At 39.6% G+C, this 21,033-nt stretch carries 26 protein-coding genes and 1 other RNA gene; 9 read left to right on the top strand and 18 right to left on the bottom strand.

The window, feature by feature from the left end; translation table 11 throughout:
• Positions 1-98 precede the first annotated feature (98 nt).
• The gene (locus R8923_RS12830) at positions 99-1,241 is read left to right on the top strand and encodes a Fic family protein (RefSeq protein WP_485873151.1); all 1,143 of its coding nucleotides are present in this window, start codon (positions 99-101) and stop codon (positions 1,239-1,241) included.
• 100 nt (positions 1,242-1,341) lie between these two features.
• Here R8923_RS12830 and R8923_RS12835 read toward each other — a convergent pair whose 3' ends face one another.
• Both R8923_RS12835 and R8923_RS12840 read right to left on the bottom strand, forming a co-directional pair.
• Positions 1,342-1,665 (bottom strand): nitrous oxide-stimulated promoter family protein, encoded by a 324-nt coding sequence (locus R8923_RS12835; RefSeq protein ID WP_485873152.1) that lies wholly within the window; start codon positions 1,663-1,665, stop codon positions 1,342-1,344.
• A 12-nt stretch (positions 1,666-1,677) separates the two neighbouring features.
• Positions 1,678-2,244: a TetR/AcrR family transcriptional regulator gene (locus R8923_RS12840; RefSeq protein WP_485873153.1), complete on the bottom strand. Its 567-nt coding sequence runs from the start codon at positions 2,242-2,244 to the stop codon at positions 1,678-1,680.
• Positions 2,245-2,460: 216 nt separating this feature from the next.
• Here R8923_RS12840 and R8923_RS12845 point away from each other — a divergent pair, with 216 nt between their 5' ends.
• A complete protein-coding gene (locus tag R8923_RS12845; protein ID WP_485873154.1) occupies positions 2,461-3,762 on the top strand; it encodes a LysM peptidoglycan-binding domain-containing protein in 1,302 nt (433 codons plus the stop codon).
• 39 nt (positions 3,763-3,801) lie between these two features.
• Here R8923_RS12845 and R8923_RS12850 read toward each other — a convergent pair whose 3' ends face one another.
• Together R8923_RS12850 and tmk are read right to left on the bottom strand one after the other, a co-directional pair.
• A complete protein-coding gene (locus R8923_RS12850) occupies positions 3,802-4,131 on the bottom strand; it encodes a cyclic-di-AMP receptor (protein ID WP_485873155.1) in 330 nt (109 codons plus the stop codon).
• 102 nt (positions 4,132-4,233) lie between these two features.
• Positions 4,234-4,857, bottom strand: coding sequence for a dTMP kinase (tmk, locus tag R8923_RS12855; protein ID WP_485873156.1), 624 nt, complete (start codon positions 4,855-4,857; stop codon positions 4,234-4,236).
• A gap of 190 nt (positions 4,858-5,047) precedes the next feature.
• Between tmk and R8923_RS12860 the strand changes: the two genes are divergently transcribed.
• Complete coding sequence (locus tag R8923_RS12860) at positions 5,048-5,248, top strand: helix-turn-helix transcriptional regulator (RefSeq protein ID WP_485873186.1); 201 nt, start codon at positions 5,048-5,050, stop codon at positions 5,246-5,248.
• A 4-nt stretch (positions 5,249-5,252) separates the two neighbouring features.
• Positions 5,253-5,654, top strand: a complete 402-nt coding sequence (locus R8923_RS12865; protein WP_485873157.1) for a hypothetical protein — start codon at positions 5,253-5,255, stop codon at positions 5,652-5,654.
• Between the two features lie 109 nt (positions 5,655-5,763).
• Here the strand turns inward: R8923_RS12865 and R8923_RS12870 are convergent, their stop codons facing one another.
• Positions 5,764-6,336: a hypothetical protein gene (locus R8923_RS12870; protein ID WP_485873158.1), complete on the bottom strand. Its 573-nt coding sequence runs from the start codon at positions 6,334-6,336 to the stop codon at positions 5,764-5,766.
• Between the two features lie 165 nt (positions 6,337-6,501).
• Positions 6,502-7,881, bottom strand: a complete 1,380-nt coding sequence (locus R8923_RS12875; RefSeq protein WP_485873159.1) for an aminotransferase class I/II-fold pyridoxal phosphate-dependent enzyme — start codon at positions 7,879-7,881, stop codon at positions 6,502-6,504.
• 154 nt (positions 7,882-8,035) lie between these two features.
• On the opposite strand from R8923_RS12875, the gene dhaK reads away from it, so the two are divergent.
• The 4 genes from dhaK to R8923_RS12895 are packed head-to-tail and all read left to right on the top strand — an operon-like array spanning position 8,036 to position 10,883.
• Complete coding sequence (dhaK, locus tag R8923_RS12880; RefSeq protein ID WP_485873160.1) at positions 8,036-9,028, top strand: dihydroxyacetone kinase subunit DhaK; 993 nt, start codon at positions 8,036-8,038, stop codon at positions 9,026-9,028.
• A 12-nt stretch (positions 9,029-9,040) separates the two neighbouring features.
• Positions 9,041-9,643 carry a dihydroxyacetone kinase subunit DhaL gene (gene dhaL, locus R8923_RS12885; RefSeq protein WP_485873161.1) on the top strand — a complete coding sequence of 201 codons (603 nt, stop codon included), beginning with the start codon at positions 9,041-9,043 and terminating at the stop codon, positions 9,641-9,643.
• On the top strand, positions 9,640-10,014 hold the full coding sequence (dhaM, locus tag R8923_RS12890; RefSeq protein WP_485873162.1) for a dihydroxyacetone kinase phosphoryl donor subunit DhaM: 375 nt from the start codon (positions 9,640-9,642) through the stop codon (positions 10,012-10,014). Before dhaL ends, dhaM begins: the two co-directional genes overlap by 4 nt.
• Positions 10,015-10,031: 17 nt before the next feature.
• On the top strand, positions 10,032-10,883 hold the full coding sequence (locus R8923_RS12895) for an aldo/keto reductase (RefSeq protein ID WP_485873163.1): 852 nt from the start codon (positions 10,032-10,034) through the stop codon (positions 10,881-10,883).
• Positions 10,884-10,942: 59 nt separating this feature from the next.
• Here R8923_RS12895 and R8923_RS12900 read toward each other — a convergent pair whose 3' ends face one another.
• The 9 genes from R8923_RS12900 to R8923_RS12940 all read right to left on the bottom strand — a co-directional run bounded on the left by R8923_RS12900 (position 10,943) and on the right by R8923_RS12940 (position 17,304).
• A complete protein-coding gene (locus R8923_RS12900; RefSeq protein ID WP_485873164.1) occupies positions 10,943-11,605 on the bottom strand; it encodes a cyclic nucleotide-binding domain-containing protein in 663 nt (220 codons plus the stop codon).
• A gap of 197 nt (positions 11,606-11,802) precedes the next feature.
• Positions 11,803-12,051, bottom strand: coding sequence for a YaaL family protein (locus R8923_RS12905; protein WP_485873165.1), 249 nt, complete (start codon positions 12,049-12,051; stop codon positions 11,803-11,805).
• A gap of 20 nt (positions 12,052-12,071) precedes the next feature.
• A complete protein-coding gene (gene recR, locus R8923_RS12910) occupies positions 12,072-12,668 on the bottom strand; it encodes a recombination mediator RecR (RefSeq protein WP_485873187.1) in 597 nt (198 codons plus the stop codon).
• A 57-nt stretch (positions 12,669-12,725) separates the two neighbouring features.
• A complete protein-coding gene (locus R8923_RS12915; RefSeq protein WP_485873166.1) occupies positions 12,726-13,043 on the bottom strand; it encodes a YbaB/EbfC family nucleoid-associated protein in 318 nt (105 codons plus the stop codon).
• Between the two features lie 28 nt (positions 13,044-13,071).
• Positions 13,072-14,796, bottom strand: coding sequence for a DNA polymerase III subunit gamma/tau (gene dnaX, locus R8923_RS12920; RefSeq protein ID WP_485873188.1), 1,725 nt, complete (start codon positions 14,794-14,796; stop codon positions 13,072-13,074).
• Positions 14,797-14,917: 121 nt separating this feature from the next.
• Positions 14,918-15,379 (bottom strand): DUF3284 domain-containing protein, encoded by a 462-nt coding sequence (locus tag R8923_RS12925; RefSeq protein WP_485873167.1) that lies wholly within the window; start codon positions 15,377-15,379, stop codon positions 14,918-14,920.
• Positions 15,376-15,576, bottom strand: a complete 201-nt coding sequence (locus tag R8923_RS12930; protein WP_485873168.1) for a DUF3188 domain-containing protein — start codon at positions 15,574-15,576, stop codon at positions 15,376-15,378. Before R8923_RS12930 ends, R8923_RS12925 begins: the two co-directional genes overlap by 4 nt.
• A 2-nt stretch (positions 15,577-15,578) precedes the next feature.
• Complete coding sequence (locus tag R8923_RS12935) at positions 15,579-15,800, bottom strand: hypothetical protein (protein WP_485873169.1); 222 nt, start codon at positions 15,798-15,800, stop codon at positions 15,579-15,581.
• A 139-nt stretch (positions 15,801-15,939) separates the two neighbouring features.
• Positions 15,940-17,304 (bottom strand): PTS sugar transporter subunit IIC, encoded by a 1,365-nt coding sequence (locus R8923_RS12940; protein ID WP_485873170.1) that lies wholly within the window; start codon positions 17,302-17,304, stop codon positions 15,940-15,942.
• Positions 17,305-17,693: 389 nt separating this feature from the next.
• Here R8923_RS12940 and R8923_RS12945 point away from each other — a divergent pair, with 389 nt between their 5' ends.
• A complete protein-coding gene (locus tag R8923_RS12945; protein WP_485873171.1) occupies positions 17,694-17,858 on the top strand; it encodes a hypothetical protein in 165 nt (54 codons plus the stop codon).
• 44 nt (positions 17,859-17,902) lie between these two features.
• Here R8923_RS12945 and R8923_RS12950 read toward each other — a convergent pair whose 3' ends face one another.
• From R8923_RS12950 to R8923_RS12960, 3 genes are all read right to left on the bottom strand, one after another.
• On the bottom strand, positions 17,903-18,550 hold the full coding sequence (locus tag R8923_RS12950) for a hypothetical protein (protein ID WP_485873172.1): 648 nt from the start codon (positions 18,548-18,550) through the stop codon (positions 17,903-17,905).
• A 165-nt stretch (positions 18,551-18,715) separates the two neighbouring features.
• Positions 18,716-18,981: signal recognition particle sRNA large type (gene ffs / locus R8923_RS12955), an RNA gene on the bottom strand.
• A 526-nt stretch (positions 18,982-19,507) separates the two neighbouring features.
• The gene (locus tag R8923_RS12960) at positions 19,508-21,019 is read right to left on the bottom strand and encodes a gluconokinase (RefSeq protein WP_485873173.1); all 1,512 of its coding nucleotides are present in this window, start codon (positions 21,017-21,019) and stop codon (positions 19,508-19,510) included.
• Positions 21,020-21,033: the final 14 nt, after the last annotated feature.

Here is a 21,033-nt window from a genome sequence, read left to right on the forward strand (position 1 = left end):
AGCACTGATTAGGATTTTTTAGTTTACAATATAATTATATGGACTTATGCGTTAAAAAAAGATATAATTTTCTTTATAGAATTTGAAGGAGGTATAATATGTCACCTATAAAAGGTTTGAAACTGTTGCCACCTAGTGTATCAATGGAACAGGCTCTAGAATTATATAAGCTGATTGCTATAGTCAACCTAGAAATTGGAAGGCTAAATGCAACTCTAAAAAATTCAATTGTAAGTTCCAGTATGATACAAGCTTTTTCTTTTCAAGAATCTGTTCAATCTACAAGAATAGAAGGCACTCAAGTAACTTTTAATGATGTCATTGATGAAGCAACTAAAAAAAAGAAAAGTTCAGAAGTACAGGAAGTCATTAATTATAGAAAAGCTTTGAATTTAGGCGTAAGTTTAATAAAAGGTGATAATCCAATATCTTCTCGAATTATTAAATTAATTCATTCGCAATTGATGGATAGTGATGCACGAGGAACAGTAAGTTCTAGAGGAGAATTTAGAAAGATTCAAAACTATATAGGACCAGAAGGCTGTAATGAAACCAACGCATCTTACGTCCCAATTGCTGCAAATGAAATAGGCGAATATATGACTAATTTAGAATACTATATAAATTCCACAGAACACCGCAGTTTCATTAAAGAAAAAAAAGAAAATGAAATTATATTTGATGAAGCGGCAGCACCTTTGATTAAGTTAGCAGTCGCACATGCTCAGTTTGAATCTATCCATCCTTTTTTAGATGGAAATGGGCGGACTGGGCGAATTTTAATAACAATTAATGCTATAAAAGAAAAGTTGGTAGACGAGCCCATTTTCTACATTAGCGAAGAATTAGAGAAGGAAAAAATCAGGTACTATAATAATTTAAATGGAATAAGAGGAGCGAACCCAGATTGGTACTCTTGGATTAAGTTTTTTTTAGAAGCTTGCCATAGAACTGTGAATAATATGTTATCTAAATTGACAGAAGCCGATAAATTAGCGGATAAAGGAATTCACGATTTACGAATTATCGAAAAACGCCATTTAACAGAAGCATGGCTACATACATTTAATGACGGATATGTTCAAGCGAGCGACCTCGCTAAAAGAATACAAATCACACCTACCACAGCTAGAAAATATTTAAATGAATTAGTGGAATTAAAACTACTAGACGTAGACAAATCAAAAAGTAAGAATAAGGTATATATTAATTATGATGTTTTAAGGCTGATACAAAATTAAGCAATTAGCAAAAAAAAGCGAGACCTATCTTTTTTCATAAAGAAAGGTTTCGCCTTTTTTGTATCACATGTTATGTTTAAAAATATCTATCCACATTTTTTCAACTCTTCATGTTTTTCACGAGGTGGCGAACAGCCCAAATTGGATGGTGGAAAAGCATTCTCGGTCCAGAAAAACGCATAACTTGCTTAATTTTTTCACGATAATCAGCACGGTAACAATGAACACTACATTTTTCACACGTTCCTTTTTCTTCGCCAAAACGGCAAAAATCCAAACGCTTCATCGCATATTTTTGCAAATCCTGGCAAGTCTCACATAGGCTAGATGCCGAATGATGATTCTTCTTGCAATAAAGCTCAATCATTGCTGTAACCGTCTGACGTTCACGCGTAATTTTTGGTCCGTTATTTACTGTTCTCATTCCTATTCGCCTCTATTTCATTAATTTACTTAGAACTTCCGTTAAAAGCTCTGCATGAATCGTAATTTTAGGTGGCCTCGCATAAATTGTATCATTCACCCGCTCAACCATCGTTAATAAGATCACACTGTTTAAAACAAGGGAAATAGTTTCCGATTGTTCCACTTTATCTTTTTCGCGCATGAATTGCTTCATCTTCTCCCCAACTTTTAAATATAAATATTCAATTATTGTTGGGTTAATAAATTCCATATCTTTACTGCCCATTTCTTTAACCGAAATAACCATAAAGGCTTGATATTTATCATAAAGAGCAAGAATAAATTCACTAGCTTCTCTTAAAAATTTATGACTATCTTCAAAATCACGTTCAAAAAAAAGATTGATTTCTTCTTGCATCATCTCAAATTGAAATTCAAGAGTCATATGAATCAAGTTTTCTTTACTTTTAAATTTTTTAAAAATGGTCGCCTCATTAATACCTGCTGCTTCAGCGAGTTGGCGCGTGGTCGAACCTTTTATACCATTTTGAGCAAGCATTTTAAGTGTTGCTTCCATAATCGATTCTTTCGTAATCACTTGTTTTCTCCTTCCTCGCATACAAAGCAAGTACTTACTTAACAAAAGTATAGCAAAGAGTGACGTGTTGTTCAAGAGACATCTCATCAACTGTTAAACAACAGAATAACAGAAATGTAATCTGTTTGAAATAGCAACTAAGCGGGAAAAATAGGATAATAGTATTTAACAATGTCCCTAAATGGGGAATATTTTTAAAAAAAGGAGTGACCATGTTTGGATAAATCAAGAAAAGAGAGGATTTCGGCTGCCCGCAAAAACGGTCAGTTAAACAAAAAGAAAAGTGCTCTTCAAACGGGGGCGAAAGTAGCAAGTTTTACAGCTATCGCGAGCACCGCAATAGTTCCTGCATTTTCAACTGTAGTAAGTGCTGATGAAATCACAAACCATGCTCAAAACGATAAGACTCCCGCAAAAACATTAGAAAAAGATCATTCCTCAACCGGCGGAAAAGAAACCGTCTCCGTAAAGCCACTCGTAAGTTATTCTTCTGGCGCAACATTTAGTAACTTTCAAAAAACGACCTTGAAAAGTGCACCGTCCGTTCAAGGTTTCATTAACCAAATTAGTTTAAGTGCCTCCCAAATTGCTGCCACAAATGACTTATACGCCTCCGTCATGATTGCGCAGGCGATTTTAGAAAGCTCTCACGGAACAAGCTTCCTCGGCTCAGCACCAAATTACAATTTATTTGGCATAAAAGGTACTTACAACAATCAATCTATTATGAAACAAACTTTAGAAGATGACGGCAAAGGCAATTATAGTCCAATTAACGCCCATTTTCGTAAATATCCGTCTTACAGTGAATCTTTACAAGACTACGCTCGTGTCATCCGAACAGGCCCTTCCTGGAACCCTAATTACTACGCTGGCGCTTGGAAAAGCAATACTACATCCTACCTTGATGCAACAAAAGCACTAACTGGAACGTATGCAACTGACACAAGCTACTCCGTCAAACTAAATAATCTCATCAAAACTTATAGCTTAACTCAGTTTGACACACTTGGAAATGGAAACGCAGCCGGAAGCACATACTATACAGTAAAAAAAGACGATACCTTGTGGCGCATCGCCACACGTCACGGCCTTTCCGTCTCAAAACTAAAAGCATTAAATAACTTAAAAAGCGACACCATTCACATCGGGCAAAAACTCATTGTAAACCAAGGCATTCCAAACGAAGGCGGGAACCTTTACACCGTCAAAAAAGGCGACACACTATGGAGTGTTGCATCAAAGAACAAAACGACCGTTGCAAACCTTAAATCTTGGAATAAACTTTCGTCAAACACAATACGAGTTGGACAAAAACTCGTTGTTTCAAAATCCGCTAGCACACCGTCTAATGCGGGCGCAAGTTCAAACCCAAGTGCCACAACCTATACCGTCAAAAAAGGCGATACCCTTTGGGGCGTTGCATCCAAAACCAAAACGACCGTTGCCAAATTAAAAGCGCATAACAATCTAAAAAGCAACACCATTTATGTTGGTCAGAAATTAAAATTAAGATAACAAAAAGGGCTTTGCCGCGGCAAAGCCCTTTCTCTCGTCTTAAAAATGATGGAAACTTTCAACTGGCATCACAAACACGGTCGCCCCACCAACCTGAACTTCAATTGGATAAGGGACATAGGTGTCAACTGTTACACCAAGCGAAGCAGACGGCGTCATCATTTGCTCGCGCGCCTTACAATTTTCGCGGATAATATCGAGTGCGTCCTCCACGCGGTCATCTTCTACACCGATAATAAATGTCGTATTCCCTGCTTTCAAAAAGCCGCCCGTCGTCGCAAGCTTTGTTGCGCCAAAGTTATCTTTCATCAAAGCATCAGATAGACGGTTGCTATCCTGGTCTTGAACAATAGCGAAAATTAATTTCATTTTTTTCATCTCCTTAAAAGAGCTTTTTTTAATTATAGCAAAAATATCCCACTTAGATGCATCTTTTTGCTTTCTCCGCCTAGCGCAACCTCACACGCAGTGTTAGTTTAGACGTTTTAAAATATGCGCCACTATTTCATCTGCAATCTCTTCTGGCGTGCGATTCGCGTCGATTCGAATGAGACGTTCCGGAAACAGTTTAATAATTTCCTCATAACCATTTTGAACCTTATCGTGGAAGCTAATATCTTCTTTATCAAGCCGATTAATTTCGCGCCCACGGCTTGCCGCAATCCGTTTCAGACCTACCGCCGCATCTACATCCAAATAAAAAGTCACATCAGGTAGTGTTTCGCCAACAGCAAATAAATTAATATTCAATACTTCTTGTATACCTATACCACGTCCGGCGCCTTGGTAAGCAAGCGAGCTGTCAATAAACCGGTCACAAAGCACCGTTTTTCCCGCCTGAAGAGCTGGTCGAATTTTTTCAACAACATGTTGTCGTCTGGCACCCGCAATGAGAAGTGCCTCTGTCCGTGGATCCATCTCCTCATTTCCAATTCCAAGCACGATTTCCCGCACCTTCTCTGAAATTGGGCTACCGCCCGGTTCACGGGTCTTAATAAAATCAATGCCCGCAAGTTGCATTTTTTCCTCTACTAAGCGCATGGTTGTCGTCTTTCCAGAACCATCTGGCCCTTCAAGCGTAATAAATAACCCCATCGTTTCCTCTCCTTCAAACGAGTCTCTTACTGATTATATCATAGATACGCATATATCTATGTGAATTGTTTATAAGAAAAAAATCTAAAAGTAAGCATGCTATTATTTATATTTTTTGTAAACTTTACTTTACATCAAATTGTTTTTCCTATATACTTTATGTAAAGTAAAGTTTACAGGGATGTGTTAAATCGTGCTTCGTAACTCTATCAAAGAATGTCGCACAGAAAAAGGAATCTCACAAGAAGAATTGGCTAAAGCGGTAGGTGTTTCCAGACAAACAATACACGCCATCGAAAAAGGAAGTTACAACCCTAGTTTAGAACTCAGCTTTAAATTATCTATATACTTCAACAAAACGATTGAAGAATTATTCCATTACACGAGGTGATTTTATGAGAAAATATATCGTCCATGTTTGTTATGCTTTACTAGCAATACCATATTCATTACTTTTAGGGTATATCATATCAGGTCAGCCATTTACTAAAACTAACTTATCTGACAGTTTTTATTCTTTAATCGGAACATTTATAGGAGTTTCAATAGGATTAGCCTTAGCATTCCCAGATATCAAAAAACGCTTCGAGCGAAATGAAGAAGATGAGCGTTATATTCAAAAGAGAGGGCAATTTTCGTTTTATTTTATAGTCGCCCTATTCGTCGCTATACCATTTGTTTTACTTCTCTTCAATTTAAACGGCTCCTTTGTTATTCATACCAAAGATATTGCAAAGTGCGTGTTAATTTTAATTTTTATTTATTCAATCGGGCTTTATGTTCTGAAAAAGAGATAAGCCAATATCTAATGCAAAGCACAAATTAATATGCATCTCAAAAGTTAAACTAAAACCTACTTTTGAGATGCATATTTCTATCTACTGAACATTTTTTCTTAGCTATAACTTATTTCCTTACTTTAGAATAAGATGTTTTTACTGGACCTTTAGAAAAATTAGTTTTACTGTTCGAAAACTCATCAATCACTTTATAATAAATATAATTTTTATCAGTCTTACTATAAATACTTTGTCTCATATAGTTATACGACTTAATGTACTCCAAACCGAAAGTTTGAGCAATTATTCCAGCCACAGCAACCCCTCTCCTCACATACAAAAGCCCCGCATTTAAGAGCGCTTTATATGCTGTATTGTGGAACTTCAGGTTTACAGTTGTTCGTGATACTAGGCTATACGCTGAGCCACCTCCGCCAAATGCTTGATTACTTTTAAGTAATGGTCTTTTAGTCGCCGTATAGCCATCTTGAACTAAATTATCATTTTCTACAAGATAATCAAAATTTCCAATCAGCTCTACTCCATCTGTGTTTATCTCAGTATCTTGTCCATCAACCTCCATTGTAGATTGTATTTCTGAGCTATAATCCTCCTCTGCAAATACACTTGTTGTTGGTATAAGTGTTGAAAGCATTAGCACACTCACCAATAGTTGGATACAAAACCTTAATTTTCTCATTTCACTCTCTCCTTCTTAGTTGTTATTTAACAAGTTCATTATATCACAAATTAAATTATATTCACAAACAATATTCTAATAATTTAATATTAATAAATTATTCAGACTCGAAAAGGAGGTTACTTTACGAAAAAGCACCTCCCTTTATAAAAATATTGAACTCACTCATACATAAACCGCAATCTCACCATCTTTTAGCCTTTCTCCTCCGTGGAAATGTCTGGCGGAAATGGCTTTTAAAAAAGCGATATGTGCTTCCGTCAGTTTTTCTCCGCGAAGGACGCCGGGGATACCAGGCGGGTAGATCGATACATTTTCGGCTGCGACGGCATGGAGAGCTTGGTCGAGCTTTATAAAAACACTATTTCGTTCTGCCATTTCCGTGTATGAAAGCGAAAGCACGGTGATTTCAGGCGGGGTGAATTGAAATGTATCAAGCGGAACAGCGGGTTTAGGCAGCGCCAGAAGGGTATGAAGCGGGTCAAACCTTGTCCCCTTTTTAATCAGCGGTAAAATCAGTAGAACTTGCTTGTCATCTGAAAGTTCGGGGTAGTAGCCGTTTGCTTCAAAGTGAGCCGCAATATCATATCCGGAATAGCCGTCTTTTCGAACTATCAATTTAAGTGCGTCATCGGGAAGTAAAACCGTATAGCCCGCCTCTTCCAAAAAACGTATCCATTTGGCGCGCATTTCTAAAAATGCTTTAAAATCGGCCCCTGAATAAGTAGCAACAAACTGGCGCGCGAAGTCGAGCGAAGCCATAACGAGATAGGACGGGCTACTTGTTTGCACCATTTGAAGATAGCGCCGAATCGAGGACAGGCGCGCTGAATCCGATTTTATATGTAGGAAAGCGCCCATCGTAAGCGCCGGAAGGGTTTTGTGCGCTGACTGTACGACCGCATCTGCCCCGCAGCTAAGCGCATCTTTCGGGAAAGCATCATGCGCAGCAAAATGGGCTCCGTGCGCTTCATCAATTAAAGCAAGCGCTCCGAAATGGTGAATCACATTAATCACTTCCGCCAAATCAAAAGTTGTGCCGTAATAGCTTGGGTACGTCAAAACGACTGCCACAATGTCCGGATACAGGCGAAATGCCTGCTTCACTGAGGACACATCAACACCGCTTGAAACACCTGTTAAAACATCTTTTTTTGTGTTTAAAAAAACTGGCCGAGCTCCTGCAAGTTCAAGAGCGTGCACGACCGATTTATGTGCATCACGAGTTACTAGAACGCGCTCACCGCGGCGAACAGCAGCAAGTATCATCGCTAAATTCCCACTTGTTGTGCCGCCAACCAAAAAGAAACTTTTATCTGCGCTATACGCTAAACTTAATAAGGTTTCCGCTTCTTTAATGGCTTCTTGTGGGTGGTGCAAATCATCTAATCCGCTTATCTCCGTCAAATCATATTTCAAAAATTTTTGCCATTCTTCTTTAGCTAAAACGCCATTTTTATGGCCGGGAACATGCAACGAAAGTGGATTCTGGCGCACATGGTCTTCCATTTTTGAAAACAACGGAAGCTTTTCTTGACTAGCCATCCTAATTCCCCCTTTTCCATTCATTATTGTAGCATTTTTATAAATAGAATGCTTCTTGTTAAGCGTTTACATAAAAAACATATTATAATGGAGTTTAAGAAGCCTGTCACAGGGAATTTTTTAACTGTAGGAAAATTTGGAGGAGGTTTTTTTCATGAAAAAAATTATCAATCGCACAGACCAAGTCGTCGAGCAAATGGTAGAAGGTATTGTGAAAGCGCATCCAGATTTAATTGAACGTGTTCCAAACACGCGTGTTATCGCAAGAAAAGACAAACGACCTAACAAAGTCGGTTTAGTGAGTGGCGGTGGCTCTGGTCATGAACCTGCTCATGCTGGGTATGTCGGGCAAGGCATGCTTTCTGCAGCCGTTTGTGGTGATGTTTTTACGTCGCCAACACCTGATCAAATTTATGAAGGTATTAAGGCGGCCGACCAAGGCAAGGGCGTTCTCTTAATTGTTAAAAATTATACGGGCGATGTAATGAATTTTGATATGGCGAAAGAACTTGCTGAAATGGACGGCATTGTAGTGGACCAAATTATAGTTAATGACGATATTGCTGTAGAAGATAGTACATTCACAACTGGGCGGCGTGGCGTTGCTGGGACGGTTTTAGTGCATAAAATTGTTGGGGCGGCGGCGGAAGCTCAGGCGAGTTTGCAGGAAGTGAAAGCGCTTGGTGAGAAAGTGGTGAAGGCAACGAAAACGATTGGCGTAGCCCTTACACCATGTACGGTTCCGGAGGTTGGGCATCCTGGTTTTGAGCTTTCTGATGATGAAATTGAACTAGGCATCGGCATTCACGGTGAACCAGGTTTTAGCCGCGAAAAAATTATGTCATCAAAAGACCTCGCGAAACAGCTTTTTGACCGTATTAATAAGGAGCATCATTTCATATCAAGAGATAAGGTTATCGTTCTTGTGAATGGAATGGGCGGAACGCCACTAATGGAACAATACATTTTCGCAAACGATGTCCATGAGCTTTTAAGTGACGCACATGTCACGGTTGAAAAAACTTTTGTTGGCGACTATATGACCTCACTTGAGATGGCGGGGCTTTCGCTTACGATTTTAAAACTTGAAGACGAGAAGTGGGTGGATATGTTAAATCTGCCTGTTCAAACGATTGCATGGAAGTAAGGAGGACTCATGATGACTTATGACAAAAACTGGGCAATAACTTGGCTAACTGATTTTTCAGACCAAATCATCGAAAATAAGCAACTTTTAAGCGACCTAGACCAAGCTATTGGCGACGGTGACCATGGTATTAATATGGCGCGCGGACTAACCGAACTAAAAAACGCTTTTACGGAAAAACCTCCAGAAACATTAAAAGATATCTTTAAAACGACCGCAATGACCCTACTCGGCAAGGTTGGCGGCGCATCTGGACCACTTTATGGCTCCGCCTTTCTAAATATTAGCAAAGCCGTAGATTCCGATACCCTTACCAAAGAACAGCTCGCTGATGCGCTTGAAGCGGGCTTAGACGGCATTAAAAACCGAGGAAAATCACAAGCTGGGGAGAAAACAATGATTGATGTTTGGGAGCCCGTCATTCGCGCTATGCGACAAGGTGAATTTTCACATGACGCGATTCAGACAGCTCTTGAAAACACAAAAGAAATGAAAGCCACAAAAGGCCGCGCCTCCTACTTAGGAGAGCGTTCAATTGGGCATCTCGATCCCGGGGCATACTCGTCTGCCATACTATTTGCCTCCCTTTTAAAAAGCGAGGAGGTAGCTAAATGACAAAGCCATACGGAATTGTGATTATTTCGCACTCAGCCAATGTCGCAAAAGGCGTGTTTGATATTTTGAGCCAGGTGGCCAAAGATGTTTGCATCACCTATAGCGGCGGGACAGATGACGGTGGTATCGGCACAAGTTTTGATAAAGTAAATGAAGCTTTCGAACGAAATGAGGCGGATAAGGTGTATGCTTTTTACGACCTTGGCAGCGCCAAAATGAATATTGAAACCGTCGGCGAACTGTCTGATAAGGAGATTATCGTATTCGATGCGCCCATTTTAGAAGGAGCCTATGCGACTGCCGCTCAAATTCAAATTGACGAAAAGCCAGACGTCATTTCGCAAAACTTAAAATCGATTGAAATAAAATGAGGCGAGGAGGAGCTTAAATGACTGAGGCATTTTCTGACCAAGTCCGGCTAAACAACGGCGTTTTGATGCCCAAGCACGGGTTTGGTGTCTACAAGATTACCGACGAAATTAAATTGCGGAACTCACTTGAAGCGGCGGCGGATGCCGGTTACCACCTTTTTGACACTGCGGCTTTCTATCAAAATGAGCAGTTTGTGGGTGATTTCTTTCGTTCTTCTGGGTTGAAAAGGGAGGACTTCTTTGTTACGACGAAAGTGTGGAACACCGACCAGGGCTTTTTTGAGACGCTGAAAGCTTTTGAAGCGTCCCGCAAAAAATTACAGCTCGACCAAATCGATTTATATTTGGTGCACTGGCCCAAACAAGTTGCCTTCTTTGAAACTTGGCAAGCGCTTGAAAAGCTCTATGACGAAGGTCTTGTTCGTGCAATTGGTGTTTCTAATTTTGAAGCGCACCATCTCGACCGCCTACTCACTAAAGCCAATGTTCTGCCAGCTGTCGACCAGCTTGAAGCCCACCCGTACTTCCAAAACAAATTGCTGCATCGCTATTTAGATGACTTACATATCACACACCAAGCTTTTAGCCCGCTTGGAAGAGGGCAGGTTTTAATGGATAGCGAGCTTAAACAAATTGGCAAACGTTACGACAAGACGCCAGCTCAAATTGTTTTGCGCTGGCACCTTCAAAACGATAACTGCATCATTCCAAAGTCTGAACATCCAAACCGAATTCGCGAAAACGCGAACATTTATGACTTTTCTTTAACGCATGAAGAAATGCTTATTATAGACAAACTAAACCGCGGCGAACGAGTGAGTAGCGCCCCTGATGTAGTCTATCTTCGTACCGAAAAACCATTTTCATAGTGTACTGAACCCCAAATATTAGATTTTTGGTCTAACATTTGGGGTTCAGGTTTTTTTAATTAATCCGTTTGTATTCTGATTTCTTTTCGCCTTCCAGACTCAACGATAAAGTTTTCGTCTCGTAGAATTTCTAAAACTTTTCTCATGGTCACATAACTAATCCCTAGGTAGTTGGTTAATAAGTTTAAAGTAAACTGTTTTGGCAAGACCGCACTAGGCTCACTTGAACTGCCAAACTCTTTAGCTAAATCCGTTAACATTTGCTTGCAACGTTCATATGGTTTCGCCTGAAAGTTGCTATAATTTCTCATAAGCAGTTGGTTCAGATCCTTATTAATTAAATAGCAATATAACCATCCTTCTTGAAGCCCCATTAATAGTTCAAGAACCTCTACTTTAGAAAACTCGATTAATTCGACTCTCCCAATGTTCGAAGTCACAAATTCCGATTTTTCGCTAAATAAAATCGTTTCAAGTCCAATGAAATGATTTTCTCCCCGAAAGTATAACAGGTTCCCGTCTCTTTTCACAGCCACAATACCGCTTAAAATAAAGTAAACTTTTGTATTCTCTTTTTTTGAAAGTAATTCCCGACTCCGTTCAATACAGATTTTTTTTGCTGTTCTTTGTAAATTAGACATTAACAATTCTTTTAATTGCAGTTCATTAAAATAATGATACACTTCTTTCTTTGTGTATAATTCAAGCATTAATTCATGCATTCATTTCACTCCTTTTTTTGCTTTCCCCCTAAACTCTCCTAGTTTAATTGATTCTTTAGCCAATTTATACATCTAACTTTCATAAATCTACAATCATTATTGAATTTTTTGTGACAATGCAACTTAAATCTATATTATTTTACAAATTTTTCAATAAAAAAAGGCGTAGATTTTATTCATCTACCACCTTTCCTATATTATTTTTTATTACTAATGCCGCGCTTTCTTGCTTCTTTAAAAAGATAAAAATATTTGGCTCCTGCCTTTTTCGCCTCATATTCTAAACGCTCATTATAATTAAAACTTTTACGTAGAAGCACTTTTTGTTTATGCCACTCTTCTTGTGTCGTTTCAATTAATTCCATCAAATACGCATCATATTCCTTGTGCAACTTTCCCATTTTCTTTCTTTTTTTTCTACCATGCTGAACGCTTCTTGATTCCATAATCGTCACCTCAAATTTCGTTAAAGTTCTCGGCGCCCTTCTAATGCCTTTGATAATGTGACTTCATCAGCATACTCTAAATCACCGCCAACAGGAAGCCCGTGCGCAATTCGTGTCACTTTAATGCCACTTGGTTTAACGAGCCGTGATATATACATCGCGGTTGCTTCCCCTTCGACATTTGGATTTGTTGCTAAAATAAGCTCTGTCACCTCTTCGTTTTGCAGGCGCTTTAGGAGGTCAGGAATATTTATATCTTCAGGGCCAACTCCGTCCATAGGGGAAATTGTTCCATGTAACACGTGATATAAACCGTGATAATCGCGCATCTTTTCCATTGCTATAACATCACGTGGCTCTTCCACGACGCAAATCTCGCTTTTATCCCGAGAATGATCTTTACAAATATAGCACGGATCGGTGTCCGTAATATGCCCGCAAACCGAGCAAAAACTTAAATTTCGCTTAGCATCAACAAGTGCTTTGGCGAAACCAAGCACATCATCTTCTTTCATATCTAGCACATAAAAAGCAAGGCGTGCAGCCGATTTTGGCCCAATCCCTGGTAATTTCATGAAACTATCAATTAGCTTCGTTATCGGCTCAGGATAATGCATTTTCATCGCTCACTTTCAAAAAAGCAGGCAGAACATTTCATTCTGCCGCTCCGTCTCTTATAATCCAGGAATGTTCATCCCTTGTGTGAATTTGCCCATTTTTTGAGCTGTCGTATCTTCCACTTGTTTTAAAGCATCATTTGTCGCCGCTAAAACAAGGTCTTGTAGCATTTCCACGTCTTCTGGATCAACAACCTCTTCTTTAATAATAACGTCTAGAACCTCACGTTTGCCGTTCATTTTGACTGTTACCATTTCACCGCCAGCAGTCCCTGTAAATTCCGTCACTTCAAGTTCTGCTTGTGCTTTCGCCATTTCCTTTTGCATCTTTTGCATTTGTTTCATCATACCTTGCATATTTCCCATTCCACGCATAAAAAATTCTCCTCTTCATCATTAAATTTTATTCTTTTATTTCGAGTAAATCTGCTCCTACGAGTTTTTCCGCTTCTTCAACGAATGAATTAGTGTCCGCCACCGCAGGTTTTGGAAGTTCCTCGTCTGACTCATGTTCCTCAGAAGGTGTATGAGTTTTCAAGAAGTTTTCACGCACTTCAAACCATTGAATTTCAGGAATCCCAATGAAACGATAATTGACCTTCGTTAATTTTGAAATACTCGCTTCAACCGTCTCAACAAAAGATTGATTATCCATTGCCATTTGACAATGAATTTCATGTTTAAATTTTAACACAAAAGTATCATCTGAGGCAGCAACTGGCTCAGCATCATTTAAAAGAGCCGCTTGCGATGCCATTAACATCGATAAAAGTTCACTCCAACAGCCGCGAATTAATTGCAAATCCTTCTTTTTCGCGACATCAAGCACATGATTGATTTTCCCAACAGGTGCTTTAAAATTTTTCGAGTTGTTAATCGCTGCTTTTTTAGGTCGGGCAACTTTTTCCGTATGGGTATTGTCCGCCCGAACCCCGTTCTCCAAAAGCTTCTTCATATCCGCTAGCTCCCGCTTCAGTTCTCGCACTTCATTTTGCAAGGCAGAAACATCGGCACTAGACTCTCCTTGTGTAATTTGATTTTCGCCCCGCAGTTGTGTCAGCTCCACTACGGCAACTTCAACATAAATACCCGGATGGTTTGAAAACCTCATTTGCGTGGTCGCCTTATTTAAAAGCTCTACGCCTTTATAAATTTGGCTTGCATTCGCCGATTTTGCTAGCTCCTGAAAAGCCTCGTCTAAAACAGCCCGCTCAAGCGTCTCTTCCAAATTGGGCGCCTTCTGATAAAGCAAAATATCACGGAAGAAAACAAGTAAATCTTCCACCAATCGAACGGGATCCTTACCTTCTTTAAGCAGAGCAGAAAGGCGTTCCATCGCCAAACTTGCATCTTGGTTTAAAATCGCCACAACTAAATCAGTGAGTAAATTATGTGCTACCGAGCCAGTAATCTCAAGCGCATCCGAAACGCTAACTTCCTCTGAACCATAAGAAATGACTTGGTCGAGCAAACTAAGTGCGTCGCGCATGCCTCCCTCGGCAGCTCGAGCGATAATCATCAGCGCCTTTTCATCAAAAGCTATCTTTTCTTCCTTTAAAATAAACGCCATGCGCTGAATAATATCTTGCGTTGTAATCCGCTTAAAGTCAAAGCGCTGTACCCGAGAAATAATCGTCAGTGGCAACTTATGCGGCTCTGTTGTTGCGAGTATAAAAATAACATGCTTCGGCGGTTCTTCTAGCGTTTTAAGGAGCGCGTTAAAAGCTCCCGTCGATAGCATATGCACTTCATCAATGATATAGACTTTATATTTGGAAACGGTTGGCGCATATTTTACTTTTTCACGAATATCACGAATTTCTTCTACGCCGTTGTTGCTGGCAGCATCAATTTCTAAAACATCTGGATTTGATCCATCTGTAATCCCTTTACAAATATCACATTCATTGCACGGTTCACCATTTGTGCTATTTTCACAATTGATTGCCTTTGCAAAAATTTTCGCCGCACTTGTTTTCCCAGTTCCTCGAGGTCCACTAAATAAGTAAGCATGCGATGTTTTGTTTTGAGTGATTGCGTTTTGAAGCGTTTTAGTGACATGACTCTGCCCCACAACATCATCAAACGACTGCGGCCGAAAAACACGATATAATGCCTGATATGCCATCATCCACTCTCCTCTAAACCTTAATAATTTTATTATAGCTTACTTCGGACTAGTTTGTTAAGAGTAAACTTCCCCATTTCATTTAAAAAGGCGCCCAAACCGCTGGACACCTTCTAACTTTTTATTCTGCATTTGGTGCGGCTTTTTGTTTCTTTGCTTTACTTTCATTAATAACAGAAAGTTCAATAGCTTTTAATAAATTTTTCGCACGTTTTCTTCTAAAAAGACCAAACAATACACCAACAATCATATTATTTAGTTTTTGCACAGTACCTTCAGCTTCAATTTTTTCATGATAAGAAGCTTCACATGTACCTTCACTTGTCGCTTTAATCGCATATGTTGTAATATGCGTATTCACACGGCTTTTTGTTTCAAAAACATATTGTTCATACGGCTTTACTTCTGTGATTGCAATGGTTGCACGAGCACCGTTTGACATATCTCGCTGGTAAGAGAACCCTTCCAACTGGCGCATTTGTTTACTTTTACCAGTTGATTGCTTTATATCATAAATAACAGATTTTATAATGGCATCAAAACATTCTTTTTGCGAAATATATAATTTTTGTGAGATATTCATTTCTTATCTCCTCCTTGTCCATCATTTTTCTTTCCTTTTTTCACTTTTATGAAGACAAGAATGGCTCCAATTAACACAATGACCAAGCCAGTAACCATAAACGGCACATTTGCCGCCCCATTTTTTCCATAAGAAGGACTTAACATAATAATCAAAAGTCCGATACTTATGATAAACAATCCATTTGCAATTTTCATAACTAACCCACAGTCACTTGGAAATAAAGGACCGCACCAATTTCCGTTGCCTTTATCGTATCTTTTGCAATTCGCGCTGCTTTTTCCTCGTCTTCTAAATTAGTTTCAAAACTAAGTTTCATTCCAACTTCGCTCACCTTTTTAAAAGTTACACCATCTTCATTATAATTTTCAAGCAAATCTGTTACATAATCACGTTTCATTGGACAATTTACAATAATCATTTTGAAAACCTCCTCAAGTAATATTTTAACGTTAAGCGTATCCCGTTGCAATAAGAAACCTTAACTAAATTTTGTTTTTTGGCGCGTTTATAACGCATAATAATCTGGCTGAGGCACTAAAGCCCCAGCCAGAAACATTTTATGCTTTCATTTCTTCTTCTGGAACTCCCACGCGGTTTGCGGTAATAACAAACGGCACCCAGATGAGGAAGGCGATTATCATATTAATTAATGAAATAACCGGAGCCATCCAATCTCCACCTGTTGCTAAGAATGAATTTAGAAGCGGCGGCATAACCCATACTACCGCTATCTTAACTGGCCCAACTAGACCTAGAGTTGTCGCAAAATACGCGATTGTTACCATTATCATTGGTGCAATAATAAACGGTATTAAGTAGATGGTATTTAAAACAATCGGCAAACCAAACATAATTGGTTCATTAATATTGAAAATACCTGGACCAAGTGATAGTTTTGCTACCGTACGGGAATCTGCTCGTTTAGAGAACATAAGGAGTGCAATGATAAGTACAATTGTACCACCAGAGCCACCCATCCATACATACGCATCGAAGGAACCACGTACCCAGTCAAATGGTAACGCAACTTTTTCTTGTGCAGCAGCAATATTTTGAAGCTGTGCTGTCCCCCATAATGATTCTAATACTGGCGCAAGTACGTTTGGTCCGTGAATACCAAAGAACCATAGTAATTGCACTAAGAAAGTGACCAGTAATACCGCTCCGTATCCTTGTGAAAGATCCAATAAAGGTTCTTGAATGGTTTTTGAAATCCAAGAAATGACATCCATGTTAGTAATTTTGAAGAATGCCCAATCAATAATTGCCACAACATAAAGTGCTACAAGTGCTGGAATAATCGCAGCAAATGCTTTACTTACAGCTGGTGGAACTGAGTCTGGCATTTTAATTGTAATTTTACGACGCATTAATTTAGCATAAATAATGGTTGAAATAAAGCCAAAAATCATAGCAGTAAATAGACCTGTCCCGTTTACTTGTCCCATATTAAAGAATCCATAAATACCTGTAAACTCTTTTGGCAAGCTATTAATATCAAAATCAGCATTAGCAGCAGAAATAGCAGCTTTAACAGCATCTAAACTAATTGTTACGGTTAAGTTCATCACGAAAGCCGCTAAAGAAACTAACCCACCTGCTAAACGATCCACCTCATAAACTTTTGATAAATTATAACCTAATGAGAATGCAAAAATTATTGACACAATTGCAAGTGTCCCATTATAAACATATCCATTAATCCCTATTAGTGGCTGCATAGCCTGAACAAACCCTGTCCAACCCCAATCAGTTGGAAAATCTCTAAAGAATGCATTTAATAACACAGCAATTGACCCTGCCATCGTAATTGGCATTGTCGAAATAAACGCATCACGTAATGCAACTAAATGTTTTTGCGAACCAATTTTGGCTGCAACTGGAACAAAATATTTTTCTAAAAATGCTGTTAATCCGTTCATCTTAATCCTCCCTTTTATAAGTACAAAATCTTTCGTTTATTAACCAAATAACCCGCTATCTTTCTAACAAAACTCCCTCTGTTTTTCTTTGATTAATAAATATCCTCTAACAAAGCCTTGCGAAAATCGGGAGTCCTCCTCTCTGTTTCATGATAAGGCTTTTGTGGATACACTAAATTATATAGCAATTTATGTGCCAATTTTTTCATGTGCAAAATGTACCGAAAACCTTGAAATAAGCATGCCTCATCATTTACACACTTAAACAAAAAGCGTGTAAAAAAAGAAAACGCTTACACACAATTGCGTAGATTTTCACAAAAAACGACTTTCATTTCTGAATTTTAGATTTCATGCTATACTAAATTTATAAAATCGAGGTGATAGCTGTGGCTCTTAAATCTGATATGCCGGAAGAAAGTCGCAATAGCAAAGTAATCAAGCGCGGTGACTATTCTATTATTTTCCCAGATGATTTAAAAGAACTACCAAAGTTGAAGCGTGATGAGGAAGAAAAAGAAAGTTCAAATAAAAACCCTCAAAAGTTAGAATAAAATCTAGCTTTTGAGGGTTTTTCTCTACCCAATTAATTTGGGTTTTACCCCTCTTTAATCGAAAATATAACCATGTTTTTCGCATCATCTACACGGACTTTGACCGTTTTGTTTAGCTTCTCTTTGAAAAGCTCGGTTATATCCAGAAAATCGTCGTAGCTTGAAATGTCACTTTTTTTGTAGCCTTGTAAAATGGTTGGTTTAATTCGCGTAACAAATTTATCGGATGACGTTTCTTCCGGGTTATACTTGTAGATTTCTTTCCCGTTTTTATTATGAAAAGAATAAACAGCGTACATATCGTCTTTCGTCCTGTATACATCTTCTTGCGTTACATAAGCGTTGTCTGCGATGCTGTAATCAAGCTTCCCTGCATAGTTTTTATCAAGAGATGGTTCGTTTAATTCATATTGACCATAGGCGATGCGGAACAAATATTCAAGATTGTAGTAACTATTTACACGGAAATATAAATGTTTATCTTCTTTCTTTTTATCCACACCGATATCTGTTGAAGAAATGGGGAAAACTTCATATAGCTTTCCGTTTATTTCATAGGCTACATCATATTTATCAAGCACTTCTTGCCTTTGAAATACGCCAAAAATAATACTTAGAATGGCTAAAACTGCCACAACGACAGCTAAAATACTTAAAATGATAATGTTTTTTCGTTTTTTGATGTGCTGCATACTTTTTCATCCTTCTTTATCAGGTTACGTCATACTCATATTGTAACAGTTTTACGTCGCTTTTTCACTTTTTTATTTAAAAAGAGCGTTTATAGTGGTCGCGCATCATTTGAACATGAAAAAACCCTCTTTTATAAAAAGAGAGTTTATATTTAAAATTTAACGCCGTGCACCCAAGTTCGACATATAACCACCTGCGTTACACCAGTCGTTAGCTCAGACCAGGCAACCTTGCGGCACATAAAAGGCACTGCTTAATGCTGCTTCCTTCCGGACCTGACATGGTTCACAGGCTTCCATTGCGCAAGACCCAGTCGTCAACACCACGTGCTTGTGGCAGGCCAGACAGGTATAAGCCTCAATTTGGGAATTCAACCCCGCTAGAGCGGATTGCGGGTTACAGGGCGCCGCTATCTCCCCGTCTAGCACGGCAAATTTGCTACCAAAATTAATGGAGCCTAAAATAAAAAGGCTCAAACATTAGTTTATCTTTTTTAGAGGAAAAGTGCAAGCAAAATCGCGCGTCATCGCAAAAATCAATCTTGCGACGGATAAATTTAGCCGCGTAAAATCGCCAAGAGGAAGACAGAGAAAATCCCGGCAAAGCCAGGATTCAGCTTGAAGAAAAACTTAAAGTTTACACAAAACAAAACGGCCCACACAAAATCAGACTGCTGACAAACGGCAATCTTCGTCGTGAACCCCTCCGTTCCGAGGTTCACGTACTCGAGTACGCTCCACTTCGGTACTCGGCTTTGCCTAGAATCTCACCATTTGTCAGCAGTCTGAATCCCGGCAATGCCGGGATTTTCAGATTAAACTAAATAAATACTGACAAGTGTGGCAAGAAGTGTTCCAAGTAAGCAGATGCCAACTAAAATGAGGGCGATCCATACAATTTTTTTGTTCATCATAAAAACCCCTTTTTCTTTATTATTTCACTATTCCCCTGAAATTTTAATTTCTAACATTTTTTTGCCAATCAATTAGTTGTCGGTTGACTCCGGTTAGCTGTATGGTTGCAAGTTCAAAAATTTTATGTAGTTCTCCGTATGCTTTTGCGCGTTCAAGATTCGGCTTGTAGACTGCTTTTATAGCGGGTTTGGTGGACAGTTTGAAGTCTTGCCGCTTGCCAAGGGATTTCATTGCGAGGAGCGCGGCGCCAAGACTAGATCCCTCGACGGTGTTTGTGACGCGTACCTCGCGATTTAAAATGTCCGCAAGCAAGCTACACCAAAACGTATGCGCGGCGATACCGCCAGAAACATACACCACATCCTCTTTTTTCCCAATAGAGGAATAAACGCTCGCCAAATTTAGTGCAACGCCTTCAATAGCTGCGCGCAGGAACTCAGGTGGCGTGTGATTGATGGTGACACCTAAAAAGGCGGCTCGAATATTGCTCGTCCAGTAAGGTGCACGTTCGCCGAGCAAGTACGGCAGAAATAAAAGTCCGTTAGACCCTAGTGGCTCTTCAGCTGCGTTTTGCATGAGCTTAGCGTAATCACGAGTTTCACGCACAACTTGAGGTGCAAACTGCTCCATCGCCCATTCGATCGCTTTCCCGCCGTTACTTACAGCGCCACCTTGAACGAAAAGCCCATCTGTTAGGCGGTAACAAAATGTGCGGCTTCGGCTGTCAGTTTGAAATGTTGTGGTCATTCTGCGGATGGCACCACTTGTGCCGACTGTCACCGTAACATCATTTGGAGCAGTCGCTTGGAGTCCTAAATTCGCAAGGGCTCCGTCGCTTGCGCCGACAACAAAAACCGTCTCAGGTGAAATGCCCATTTCGCTCGCTAGCTCGGTGCTGAGCCCGCTCAGTTGGTGCAGTTCTGAAACGACGGTCGGGAGCTTGTCTTCTGAAAGCTGCACAATTTCAAGCGCCGATTTTTCAAAGCACCCTGCTTTTGTATTGTAAAGACCAGAGGCGGAGGCGAGCGATGCGTCAATTAGCCACTCACCAAACATTTTGTATAAAACATAGCTCTTAATTCCGCATGCCATGTGCATGGCCGCCGTTTTTTCCGGTGCCGTTTCAAAAAGCCACACTAGTTTTGCAAATGGGCTCATTGGGTGAATGGGCGTGCCCGTTTTTTCATAAATGCTTTCGAGATAGAAATGGCGTTTAGCATTTTCAAGCGCCGCCTGACTACGGCTATCTGCCCAAGTGATACAATTTGTGAGCGGCTTGCCGGTTTTATCAATTAGTATCAAGCTGTGCATCGCCGCACTGAATGAAATGGCCGCAAGTTCACTTTGCGAAATTTTGCTCGCCGTCATGACCATCCAGATGGCTTTTTTGACAGCTGCAAATATTTCTTCAGGGTTTTGCTCTGCCTTCCCAGAAATATCGGTAGCCAAATTGTAATGCACCGCATAGCGCGCCACTTGGCTCCCGCTTTCATCAAAAAGAACTGCCTTTGTGCTTGTCGTCCCAATATCAACGCCCATGAAAAAATCGCTCATTTTATCCCTCTTTT

This window comes from Listeria tempestatis (genome assembly GCF_963575625.1).
GTDB lineage: Bacteria > Bacillota > Bacilli > Lactobacillales > Listeriaceae > Listeria > Listeria tempestatis.